Raw genomic sequence first — 11402 nt, 5'->3', positions numbered from 1 at the left:
TCACCTCCCGCCGGCCAGGGCGCACAGCACGGTCAGGTCGTCGCCGGTGCGGGCCGCCCCCGGCCCGGAGAGCAGGGCCCGCAGGGGTTCGGCGTCGCCGCCGTTGGCGCGGAGGGTGGCGGCGAGCCCGCAGAAGAACCGCTCCGACGGCAACGGCCCGGCCTCCGGCGGCAGTCCGCGTACGGAGGGGTGGTCGAGGGTCAGCGCGGCGCAGCCGTCCGTGGCGAGGACGACGCCGCTGAGGTCCGGCTCCCAGACCACGAACGTCCGTGCCCGCAGCGCGGCCCCGGGCGAGGAGAGGAAGACCGGCTCCGGTGCGCCGGGGGCGGGCGGCGGCAGGACGAGGTGGCAGCGCTCGGCCGGTTCCGGCTCCGTGGCGGTGGCGGCCTCCCGGGTGAGGAGCGTGCCGAAGCAGTCGCCGACCGAGACGAACGCCGCCCACGGCGGCCGGACGAGGGCGGCGGCCAGGGTGGCGGCGAGGGCGCCGGTGTCCACCGTGCCGGCGTCCGGCGGGTCCGGCCGGTGCGCCGGAGCCGTCGCCCGCAGGACGGCCGTCACCGACCGCACGTACTCCGCGACCACCCGGGCCCCGGCCGCAGCGGTCCACCGGGTCCAGGTCTCCGGGGAGTCCGCCGGGCCGGGGGCGTCCTCGGCCAGCACCCGGCAGGCCGTGTCCGCGGCGATGTGGGCGCCGAGCGCGCTGCGTTCACGGCCGCCGGCGCCGTCCGCGACGGCGAGGACCACCGCGTCCCCCAGGTCGACCGCCTTGAAGGCGTCCTGGCATCCCCGTCCCGCGGCCAGGTGTCCGGTGCCCTGGACGACGGCCCCGGCGACGATCACTGGAACCGCTCCTCGAGCTGTTGCATACGCCGCTGCCGTTCCGCCAACCTGGCCGCTTCCCTGCGCATGTCGTCGGGGGTCTGGTGCGGGGTGCTGCGGTCCGAGCTCAGGAACATCAGCTCGAGGATCCGCTCAAGGCTCAGACCGTCCAGCATCAGCGTGCCCTCGGGTGCGAGGACCTCAAGGAGTTCCAGGTCGGCGCCGCTCACTCCGACGGCCTGGAACACGCACTCGCCCCGCTCCTCGCCGCGGCGCACCTTCTCCGCCGTGCCGGCCAGGGCGGCGGGGTCCATCCGCCGCCCGTCGGCGTCGCTCGGCGCGCCGTCCGTCAGCACCCACAGGATGGGGCGCCGCACCTGGACGCACTGTGCCTGGAGCGCCCGGTAGCGCTCCCGGGCGAGGTCGAGCGCCGTCTCGACGGCCTCCGTCATGCGGGTGAGCCCGGACGCCTCCAGCCGGGGCGGACGCATCCGGTCCACCGGCACGAAGAGCCGGTCCGCCGTGGTCTCCCCGGCCGGCGCCAGCGTGCCGCGGACCGGGTCGAAGACGCGCACCCGCGAGTCGAACGCGATCAGGCAGACCTCCACCCGGGTGCGCAGTCTCGGCTCCCTCCTGACCTCGGCGAACCAGCGGGTCAGCGCGTCGTTGAGTTCGTCGATGCGGGGGCTGCCGGCCGGCCGCCCCATGGAGGCGGACGTGTCGAGGAGCAGGACGACGGGCTGCCGTTCGTCCAAGCCCTCCGCGAACCCGAAGCCGTACTCACTCATGCGCGGGCCGCCCGTCCCCGGTCCCCGGCGCGGCCCCCTGGGCGACGAGGCGGTGCCCCGCGGTGTCGGTGCCCACGACGACCTCCGTTCCCGGCGGCATTCCCGGGGGGTCCGGGCGCATGCGCAGCAGCACACCCTCGACCAGTACGTACGTGTCGGGCATCGGCCAGGTGACGATCCGGCCCGGCGCCCCGAGAGCCCACTCCCGCATCCCGCCGCTCATGCGCCCACGTTAGGTGTCGGACCGTCAACTGTCCCTGGCACGACGGAAATAAGTGGTGCTGACATCCTCCGACACCTCCCAGTGCTCCCCGTGCGCCCCCGAAGATCCCTGTGCACTCCCCCGTGCGCTCACGGCCCTCGCCGGCGCCTCCCGCACCTTCCCGTGCGGACCGGGGGACCCTTCCATTGCACCGGGTCACCCGGTCGGCCGCTGGTCGCGGGCCGGGCGGATCCTGGCCTGGATCCGTTCCACCACCGCCGCCGCCTCCGCGGTGCGCACCAGGAAGTGGACGTCCCACCGCGCCCCGCGCGCCAGTTCCGCCTCGAGCGCGGCCCACACGGCGGCGAGACTGACGTGGTACGGCAGTCCGCCGCGCCCCGATCCGAGCAGCGGGAAGCACACCGAGCGCAGCGGGGGGTCGTGGCGGTCGTGCTCCCGGGCCAGCACGGCGAGCGCCCGGGACGCGGCCCGGGTGACGTCGGCCGGCAGCACGTCGTAGTCGTTGGTGCCGGCCCGCGGCACGGCGACGGCGGCGTGGTAGATCCGCCGCACGCCCTGTTCAGCCAGGGCGCCCGGACCGGTGGCGACCACCGTGCCGGGCAGCACCGCGCGGCCCGACGTGCCCTGCCGCTCCGCCCAGGCCCGCAACTCGTCGCGCACCGGGTCGTCCAGGACCTCGCCGGTCACGCCGCGCACGGCGGCCGCCCGGCGCAGCGACGCGGCGACCGACGACTTGTACGACTCGGGCAGCGCGAAGTAGACGTTGGCCGGGGAGACGATCACGTCCACGTCGCGCAGCAGGTCCGCGGGATGCACGTGGAGGGTGAGCCGCACGTCCCGGCCGGCGACCCTGGCCGCCACGGAACGGTGGGTGCCGGTGCCGCCCTCGGCGGCCGGCGCGGCGGCGGGGGCCCCGGCCGCCTCCGCCATCAGCAGCACGATGTGCTCGGCGATCTGTCCGAGCACCATCACCTCGTGGTCCTTGCGGAACCGCTCGACGCTCACCCCGTACACCGCGGCCGCCCTGGCGCGGCGGGAGGACGCGGGCCAGTCCCTGGTGCCCTGCGCCAGGCCGAGGGTGTACTCGGCGGCGGTGCGCAGGGTGCCCGCGTCCAGGCGCGACACGGCGAGCCGCAGCAGCGCCTCGACGGCGGCACCCGGGGTGCGGGCGGCGCCCGCGCCCACCGCCTCGGCGGCCGGCTCCAGCGCGGGCAGCGCACGCCCGCGCAGCCGGACCAGGCCCGCGCGTCTGACCTCCCTGAGGTCGCTGTGAAGTGACGCGTGGTCAGGAGGAGTCGAAACCATGCGCTCACGATGGCACCGGGTTTCACACCCGGACAAGCGGGACGACCGGCCCCGGGGGCGGGGCCGCGCCGCCCCGGTCACTACCGGCGCTCCGGCCGGGAGATCTCCGAACGGAGCTGTGCGAGCAGCTCGTTCGCCCGGTCGATGCCCGCGTCGGAGCCGAGGTCCTCGATGCCGGCGTCCGGCAGCACCTCCAGTGGCTTGCCGTCGCAGCCCGCGCAGCCCCCGACCCGGTCGTGGAAGAGCACCAGCGCCTGCTCGGGCCGGTTGCGCCGCGACTGCCAGACCAGACCGACGATGTCGGGGGCCTGCGCGCGGATCTCGCTCGCCCAGCGCCTGGCCTGCGGGTAGTTCCGCTCGTCCTCGAGCAGCGTGGAGTCCTGGCAGACGGCGGCCAGGTCCCGTTCCCCGACCAGCGAGACGAGGCACAGGTCGCACCTGGTGCGCAGGGCGCTCAACGACCGTCCCCGGACGGTGATCCAGGGGATGTACCGCATGCTGAACCGCGGGTCGTAGGGCCGCGAGCGCAGCACGCTCTCGGCCAGGGCCGTCGTCGGGTCGGCCGCCAGGTACAGGGAGTGGTACGGGTCCAGCACCGTGCCGTCGAAGCGGCTGCCCACCATGTGGTCGTGCACGTCCGCGAGGTTGGGGTTGAACTGGTCCGGCGCGTAGCGGGACTTGTGCACCCGCCACAGCTCCGTGCCCGCCGGGACCACCTGCCGGTTGGGGCGCAGCTCCAACGGCGTGGTGGGGAAGAAGCCGCTCATCAGTCCCCCTCCGCCAGTGCCGTGGCCGCGCCGACCAGCTCGCCGTCGGGCAGCCGGCCGAGGAGCGACGCGGGTGTCCCGCCCAGCCAGCTGTTCCCGCTGAGCCACCAGGCGGCGGCGCCCCAGGGGTCGACGTCGGCGAGGAGTACGCGGTTGACCTCGAGGACCACCTCGTACGGGCTGCCGTCGCCCGCGCCGAACTGGAACTCCGGGTAGCGGTCACCGCCCCGGGCGTCCGTCAGTCTGATCAGCTCGGGCGGCGGTGCCGTGCCGCCGCACCGGGCCCGCGCCTCGTCGGCGGACAGGGCCGGCGTCCTCAGCAGCTCGTCCTGCGCGGGGTCGCCGGCCGCGTCACCCCCACCGGGCTCCGTGGGGCCGGGGGACGGTGCCGGGATCACCAGCCGGGCCATCAGCTCCCGCGCTCCGGTCACCGTGGACGGCCCGGGCGGCGCCGTGACCAGGCGCACGGGGTCCAGCGCGACGCGCACCGGATGGTCCAGCGGCAGCGGCAGCAGCGCCAGGCGCACGCCCTGGAAAGCCCTGCGGACCGCCCGGACGTCGTCGGACGGCGCGCCGGCGAGCGCGGTCAGCCTGGTCAGCAGCAGCGCGTACTGCTCGTCGTCGAGTCCGTCCCGGACGGTGTCCCGGTGTTCGCCGATCAGGGCGAGCAGCCGGTCCGCCGCGCCGCCGCGGTTCCCGCCGGTGTCGTCGCCGTTCACGCGTTCCCCCTCTCCGTCGTGCCGTGTGCCGTGCCGTCCCTCATGTCCGCGTCCTCGCTTCCCTCCGCGTCCGGGCGCCCCGCCCCCGTGCGTGCCGCGGCGTCGACGCGCCTCCCGGCCGTCCGCCTCCTCGGGCTGCCCCGGTCCCGGCCGGGGCCCGGCTCCACCGTGCCGGTCCGTACTATGCCGACCCGCCGGGCGCCCGGTGGTCCGTTCCGCCCGATTCCCGGGTACGGCGCCCGGGATCCGCCCGGGAAGCGCCCAGATCGGCGCGCATCTCGCGCCGCATCTCCCGCAGCCGCTCCCACAGCGCGTCGATGCCCGCCTGCGCGGCGGCGGACGACTCCCCCCGCCGCGGTACGCCGTCGTCCAGACGCCGGACCATGCCGTACACGACGCCCAGGTGACGGCTGACCTCCGCCGCGTGCCCGAGCACCCGCTGCGGCAGCCGCATCTGCGCCTCCGCGTACACGTCCCGGTACTGGTCGCGGGCCCCGGTCAGCCGCTGCCGCGCGGAGGGCAGCTCCTCGGCGCGGTCCAGGGCGTGCAACTGGTCCGTGAGCGCGGCGAGATACTGCCGGCCGGCGGTGTTGAGCGCCACGTAGCAGGCCCGCCGCTCCCGCTCCTCGCCGCGCCGTTCCCGCAACGCCTCGGCCCGCTCCTGCTCGCGCTGCCGGCCGCGGTCCGCCGCGCGCTGGGTCAGCAGCGCGGACAGCAGCGTCCCGACGACTCCGACGACCGCGGCGACCGGTGCGGCCGCTCCCCCGAGATCCACGCCGCCCCCTCCCCCGTACTCGCTCCCCTGTTCCGCCGGGACCAGCGAAGCAGCAGGTCACCGGCGTCGGGAAGCCCCGGCCCGGACGACGACCGGTGTTCGCCCCGCCGCCGACCACCGCGGCCGCCGACGGGCGGGGCAGGTCGCCTCCTGGCCGATTTCCGGGCGTCTCGCGGGAGTTGGGGCGATCGCCGTTCCGCGGGGACCCCGACGGAGCCATCATGGGGCCACGGGGGCCGGTGAGCCGGCGGGTACGGTCCCGCGGCGGACAGGGGGCACGCGAACATGGTGAACGACGAGGCGGACGGGGGCGTCCGGGGGCTGCGGCTCTGGGCGCAGGACGCGGTCGGACGGGCGGCCCGGCTGGCCGTCCGGACGGGCGAGGGGACGGTGTCCCCGGGCGACTTCGACGGGCCGGTGGCCGAACTGTCGGGTCTGCGCGACCTCCTGGACCACGACCGGCCGCTCCTCGGCCTGGTCACGGTACGGCTCGGCTGGCTGCTGGCCGTCCGGTACGCCACCGGGAACGGCACGCCGGAGGACCGCGAGCGAGCGCGGCAGCTGCTGACCGAGGCACGGGACCCCTCGACGCCCGCGGGCGAGGCGGTGACGGCACAGGACAGGCAGATGGCGGCGCTGCTCCTGATGACCGTCTCCGAGTCCTCCATGCCGGTCGGCACGCCGGGGGCCGCTCCGGACTTCTGGCACGTCTTCGACCGGGCCCAGCAGGTCGGGCCGGGGGCGGCGGCCGAGGAAGCGGCGAGGCTCGCCGCACTGGCCGGCGAGGCCGCGGACGCCGGGCAGCTGCCGTTGCCGCCGGAACTGCTGGAGCAGCTCACGCTGATGCGGAACCTGCTGGGCCATCCGGCGATGAACGACTTCTCCGACCCGGAGGGGCTGCTGGCCATGCTGCCCGACGGCTTCCCGTTCGCCGATCAGCTCCGGATGCTCGTGGACCTGGCGAAGGACCTGCCCGAGCCTCCCCCGGACGCCGCCACGCCCACGGCCCCCGAGGCCGACGACGATGCCGGAAGCACGATCGCCGGCTCCTGGCTGGCCGCGATCTTCGGCACCACGGACGCCCTGCGCACGGGCGACCCGGAACAGGTCAGCCGGCTGCTCCGGCGGCTGGGCACGGACCTGGACCGGCTGCCGGAGGGTCACGACCGGGCACCCGAGATCGAGAACCTGATGCGCCTGGTGCTCCAGGCCGGGCAGCCGCTGGGCGGCGGCCACCAGGACACGGACGTCGCCCGCGAGCACGCGAGCCGGGTCACCGAGCACTTCGAGCGGCAGGCGGCGTCCGACCCCGCCGCCGCCGGACTCCTGATCGGCAACCGGGCGATGAACCTGCTCACCCGGGTGCGGGAGGCGGAGGAGGCGGAGTCCGCGGCGGACCTCACGGCGCTGGTGGCCGAACTCGAGGACCTCGAGCGGTCCGCCCCGGACGGTCACCCGTTCCGCCCGGTGGTGCGGCTGGCACTCGGCGCCGCGCTGACCAGCCTCGGTTCGCTCACCCACGACACCGGGGCACTCATGCGCGGGTTCGCCCACCAGGAGGAGATCCTGGCGAGCGTGCCCACCACGTCCCTCGGGCTCCCGGACGCGCTGGCCTCGGCGTTCCGGGACACGCTGCGCACGGCCCGGGCCGTCGTGAGCGGTACGCCGGACGAGATGCCCGCGTACGTCCCTCCCGCCGCGGACGCCTCCACGGAGACCCGCTTCCTCTCCGCCCTGGCGGCGACGATGCGGCACTCCGCGACCGGGGATCCGGCCGACCTGGACGCCGCCATCGACGAACTGGGGCGGGTCCGCGACCGCGTCCGGCAGGGCCGGTCGCCGCAGATCGCCGCCCCCGCCCTGTGGCAGCTCGCGGAGAACCACCGACTCCGTCTGGAGCGCACCCAGGATCCCGCGGACCGGGACGCCGCCACGGACGCGGCGCTGGAGTCCCTCCAGGCACTGGCCGGCGACGTCGTCCTGCAGGACGGCCCCGACCACGGTCTGCTCACCGCCCGGTCCGGCGCCGACCGCGGCATCCGGGCCGCGATCTGGGCCGCGTCGCAGGGCCGGGTCGAGGAGGCCGTGGCCGCGCTGGAGCTGGGCCGGGCCCTGGTGCTGCAGGCGGCGTCCACCTCGCGGGCCGTGCCCGACCTGCTGGAGTCCCGCGGGCACCACGACCTCGCCCGGGAGTGGCGGGAGGCGGACACCGCGTCCGCCGGGCGGTCCGGCGTGCTCCCCCGCGAGCTGCCCAGCTCGCTGCGGCGCCGCGCGCTGGAGGCCCTCGGCCACCGGGAGCCGGGCGGCGCGCTGTTCCGCACGCCGACGGTCGAGGACCTCAAGGCCGGTGTCGCGGAGGGCGACGCGGACGCGCTGGTCTACCTGCTGGCCGGCGAGGGCACCGTGCCGGGCATGGCGATCGTGGTCGGGCCGGACACCGGCACGGGCGTACGCGCGCTGCCCCTGCTCTCCGGCGAGCACAGCGGCCCGCTGGAGCGGTACCTGGACGCGGCCGCCCGGCACCAGGCGGAGCCCCGGGATCCCGCGGCCACCGCCGCGTGGGAGGAGGCCCTGTCCGAGCTGTGCGACTGGGCGACCGGGGCGGTGGTCGCGCCCGTCCTGACCGGCCTCGCGGAACGCCTCGCCGCCAACGGGAACCGGCGCCGGGACCGCCCCGGCCCGCCCAGGATCGTCCTGGTGCCGTGCGGGCGCCTCGGCATCGTCCCCTGGCACGCGGCACGGCTCCCGGCCGGGGCACCGCACGCGTACGCGTGCCAGGCGATCGTGTTCAGCTACGCGGCGTCCGGCCGGCAGTTCCTGGACGCGGTCCGCCGCGCCCGGCGGGTCCCGGAGGACGATCCCGTCCTGGTGGCCGACCCGACCATGGACCTCGTCCACGCCGACGTCGAGATCAGGGCGCTGCGGGACGTCTTCTACCCCCGGGCACGGCTGTGCGGGGAGATCTTCGACGAGCCCCCGGAGCGCCTGGCCGCCGGCACGCCCGACGAGGTCCTGGCGCTGCTCGCCGGCACACCGTCGCTGCTCCACGTCGCCTGCCACGGCTCGGCCGGCCCGAGTCCGACGGCGTCCGCGCTGCAACTGGCGTACCCGGAGGGCCGCGCCGAGCCGGCACCGGACGGGGACGGGGCACCGGCGTCGCCGAACCCCGGCCTGCTGACGGTGTCCCGGCTGCTCGGCCGCCGGGCGGGGGTACGGGACGCCCCGGACGGCCCGCTGGTCGTGCTCAGTGCCTGCGAGACGGACCTGAGCCGGCGCGACCACGACGAGGCGCTCACCCTGACGACCGCGTTCGTGGCGGGCGGTGCGCGGGACGTGGTGGGCTCGCGCTGGGCCACCCGGGACTCGGCATCGGCGCTGATGATGGCCGTGTTCCACCACCACCTGGCGGTCGAGGGCCGCAGTCCGGTCGACGCGCTCCGGGCCGCGCAGATGTGGATGCTGGACCCGCGGCGCACCGCCCCGGCGTCGCTCGGCGGAGACCTGCTCGACGAGCTGCGCAAGGGCCCGGTGCTGGACCGCCCGGCGGCCTGGGCCGCGTTCATCCACCAGGGCCATCCGGGTCCCGGTACGACGCGGGCCGCCTCGGCCGCCGGCTGAGAGCCGGGCCGTGGCCGGTCCCGGGACCGGCCACGGCCCGGCGCGTCAGTCCAGGCAGAACTCGTTGCCCTCGGGGTCGGTCATCACGATGAAGCCGGTGCCCAGCGGGGGCTCGGGCTCGAAGCGGCGCTCGCGCTTCGCGCCCAGTGCCACGAGCCGGTCGCACTCGGCCTCCAGCGCCGCCATCCGCTCCTCCCCCTCGAGTCCGGGGGCCGCCCGGACGTCGAGGTGGACCCGGTTCTTGGCGGCCTTGCCCTCCGGCACCTGCTGGAAGAACACCCGCGGACCGTGCCCGTCCGGGTCCTCGATGGCCGACCTGCTGTTGCGCTGGTCCTCCGGCACACCGATCCGCGCGAGGAAGTCGTCCCACGCGGCCAGCGGGTCGGTGCCCTCGGGTACGTCGACTCCGGGCGGGCCGGGGTGGACGTAGCCCAGGACCTCGCGCCAGAAGCTCGACAGCGCCCGGGGGTCGTGGGCGTCGAAGGTGACCTGGAAGTGGCGGCTCATCGGGGTGCTCCGTTCGCGGCGGGGCCGGTGTCGAGTCGGCCGGTGTTCATCGAGCCCACCCTGACACCCCGTGCGGCCGTTGTCCGCCCGCTCTCCCGGGACGACGCCGCGGAGCCCCCGCGCCGTCGCCGCCTCCTACCGGTCGGCGCCCGCGGCCGTGGCCGTGGTGAACGGCAGGACGAGGCGGGAGGGGTGCGCGGCGTCCCGGTAGATCTTGTGGGTGACGGGGCGGCCCACCGGCAGGTGGAAGGCGTCCGGCGGCAGCAGCGCGTTGTGCGCGTCGGCCAGTGGTTCGTTGTTGGAGAGCTCCACGACCAGCCTGTGGCCCGGCAGGAACGTCGCCGCGAAGGGATAGACCCGCAGCACGTACTCCTCGATCCTCCCCGGCTCGACCGGCACCGCGCGGGTGTGCGGGTGGTGGGGGTCGCCCTCGGTGGTGCGCTCCTCGTCGAGCTCGCGGTGCGAGGCCTTGAGGTAGGCGGTGGTGATGAGCTGCCGCTTGCCGCCCGGGGCCTCGTCCCACATGCGCAGGATGAAGTTGGTGTCGGGCTGGTCGATCTGGGCGAAGAGGTGTGCCGCGCCCTGGCCGATCATCTCGGTGGGCCGGGTGAACGGCTCGGTGCTCCAGCTGAGCATCTCCACCTTGTCGGTGACCGTCAGCGGCGCCTGGTAGAAGCCGTCGGGCACGGCGTACTCGGCGCCCATCGACTCGGGCTCGAAGGAGAGCCTGTGGCGCGGCCGGAGGTACAGGGCCCGGTGCTCCACGTCCTTCGGCGGCCACTGCGCGCCGGTGACGTACCGACGCGATCCCTCGACGTGGACGGTGACGGCGGGCTCGTCCATGATCCCGTTGTCGACGCCCTTGATCCAGTACTCGTACCAGCGGAACATCTTGTCGTGCTCTTCGACGAAGGGGCGCGACTGCATCGGCGGATAGGGGCCGATGTCCAGCTTCTTGGGCCCCTTGAGGCGGTTGTAGAGCTCGATGGTGCCGTCCATCGTCCAGCCGCGGCCCTGGTCGATCTGGAGCCAGACCGGGATGTCGATGTCCGGCGCGAGGGTGATCGGGTTGCGCTCCTCGTACCACTCGCCGTCGACCTCGTTCATCACGATGTCGAACCAGGCCTCGTGGTTCTTCGGGTAGTTGAGGACATGGACCAGGTTGGGCCAGGCGGCCACGTCCGGGTCCCTCAACCGCTCGGCGACGCGCTTCCTGATCTCCTCGGGCGAATGGGTCTCCAGCATGCGGGACTTCACGCCGTCGGTGAAGGCCCAGCCGGAGTCGCCGCCGCGGCCCTCGCGGGCGGCGCGCGGCATGAACCACATGACACCGCCGTGGTAGGTGGTCTCGTAGAAGTCGTAGTGGCCGCCGCTGACGAAGATCGCCTTGAGGCTCGGCGGCCGCTCGGCCGCCGCCAGCACCTGCATCGAGCCGAAGTAGGAGATGCCGATCATGCCGACGTTGCCGTCGCACCACGGCTGCGCGGCGACCCACTCGATGAAGTCGTACGCGTCCTGGCCCAGCGAGACGCCGCCGGCGTTGTAGTTGCCGATGTGCTCGCCCTCGGAGGCGCCGGAGCCGCGCAGGTCGCCGATGACGTGGACGTAGCCCTCCTCGACGACGCGCGCGATGTCGCCGGCCTCGATGCAGCCGTCCCACATGGGGCTCGGGCGGCGCTGCGGCGGGGTGGTCAGGGCGAGGGCCTGGAGCTCCTTGCCGTACGGGCTCAGCGCGACCAGCGCGGGCCGCGGCGTGTCGTCCACGCCGCTGTAGGTGTCGGCCGCCAGCGTGACGCCGTCGCGCATGGGCACCCGGAGATCCTTGCGGACGGCGATCGGCCGCTCGCCCGCCCGGATCGTGTGAAGGTCGGTCATGGGTGT

At 75.4% G+C, this 11402-nt stretch carries 10 protein-coding genes; 1 reads left to right on the top strand and 9 read right to left on the bottom strand.

What is annotated here, in order from left to right; all coding sequences use genetic code 11:
* The 7 genes from AC0VYN_RS09245 to AC0VYN_RS09215 all read right to left on the bottom strand — a co-directional run bounded on the left by AC0VYN_RS09245 (nt 1) and on the right by AC0VYN_RS09215 (nt 5396).
* Nucleotides 1-840: a protein phosphatase 2C domain-containing protein gene (locus tag AC0VYN_RS09245; protein WP_475535548.1), complete on the bottom strand. Its 840-nt coding sequence runs from the start codon at nt 838-840 to the stop codon at nt 1-3.
* Entirely contained in the window at nt 837-1607 is a 771-nt protein-coding gene (locus AC0VYN_RS09240; protein ID WP_475535547.1) for a vWA domain-containing protein, read from the bottom strand. Before AC0VYN_RS09240 ends, AC0VYN_RS09245 begins: the two co-directional genes overlap by 4 nt.
* Nucleotides 1600-1830 (bottom strand): hypothetical protein, encoded by a 231-nt coding sequence (locus AC0VYN_RS09235; protein WP_475535546.1) that lies wholly within the window; start codon nt 1828-1830, stop codon nt 1600-1602. Before AC0VYN_RS09235 ends, AC0VYN_RS09240 begins: the two co-directional genes overlap by 8 nt.
* Before the next feature lie 195 nt (nt 1831-2025).
* Nucleotides 2026-3135, bottom strand: a complete 1110-nt coding sequence (locus AC0VYN_RS09230; RefSeq protein ID WP_475535545.1) for a macro domain-containing protein — start codon at nt 3133-3135, stop codon at nt 2026-2028.
* A gap of 80 nt (nt 3136-3215) precedes the next feature.
* Nucleotides 3216-3902: an RES family NAD+ phosphorylase gene (locus AC0VYN_RS09225; protein ID WP_475535544.1), complete on the bottom strand. Its 687-nt coding sequence runs from the start codon at nt 3900-3902 to the stop codon at nt 3216-3218.
* Nucleotides 3902-4621 carry a hypothetical protein gene (locus AC0VYN_RS09220; protein ID WP_475535543.1) on the bottom strand — a complete coding sequence of 240 codons (720 nt, stop codon included), beginning with the start codon at nt 4619-4621 and terminating at the stop codon, nt 3902-3904. Before AC0VYN_RS09220 ends, AC0VYN_RS09225 begins: the two co-directional genes overlap by 1 nt.
* Before the next feature lie 181 nt (nt 4622-4802).
* The gene (locus AC0VYN_RS09215) at nt 4803-5396 is read right to left on the bottom strand and encodes a hypothetical protein (RefSeq protein WP_475535542.1); all 594 of its coding nucleotides are present in this window, start codon (nt 5394-5396) and stop codon (nt 4803-4805) included.
* A 285-nt stretch (nt 5397-5681) separates the two neighbouring features.
* Here AC0VYN_RS09215 and AC0VYN_RS09210 point away from each other — a divergent pair, with 285 nt between their 5' ends.
* Nucleotides 5682-9014, top strand: coding sequence for a CHAT domain-containing protein (locus AC0VYN_RS09210; RefSeq protein ID WP_475535541.1), 3333 nt, complete (start codon nt 5682-5684; stop codon nt 9012-9014).
* Nucleotides 9015-9059: 45 nt separating this feature from the next.
* Here the strand turns inward: AC0VYN_RS09210 and AC0VYN_RS09205 are convergent, their stop codons facing one another.
* On the bottom strand, nt 9060-9521 hold the full coding sequence (locus tag AC0VYN_RS09205) for a VOC family protein (RefSeq protein WP_451692573.1): 462 nt from the start codon (nt 9519-9521) through the stop codon (nt 9060-9062).
* A 135-nt stretch (nt 9522-9656) separates the two neighbouring features.
* Nucleotides 9657-11396 carry a CocE/NonD family hydrolase gene (locus AC0VYN_RS09200; protein ID WP_475535540.1) on the bottom strand — a complete coding sequence of 580 codons (1740 nt, stop codon included), beginning with the start codon at nt 11394-11396 and terminating at the stop codon, nt 9657-9659.
* Between the last annotated feature and the right edge of the window lie 6 nt (nt 11397-11402).

It is taken from the genome of Streptomyces sp. 63XJN7_1_ISO-PGPR-S23-121 (assembly GCF_056173025.1).
This window is presented reverse-complemented; position numbering and strand designations above follow the sequence as displayed.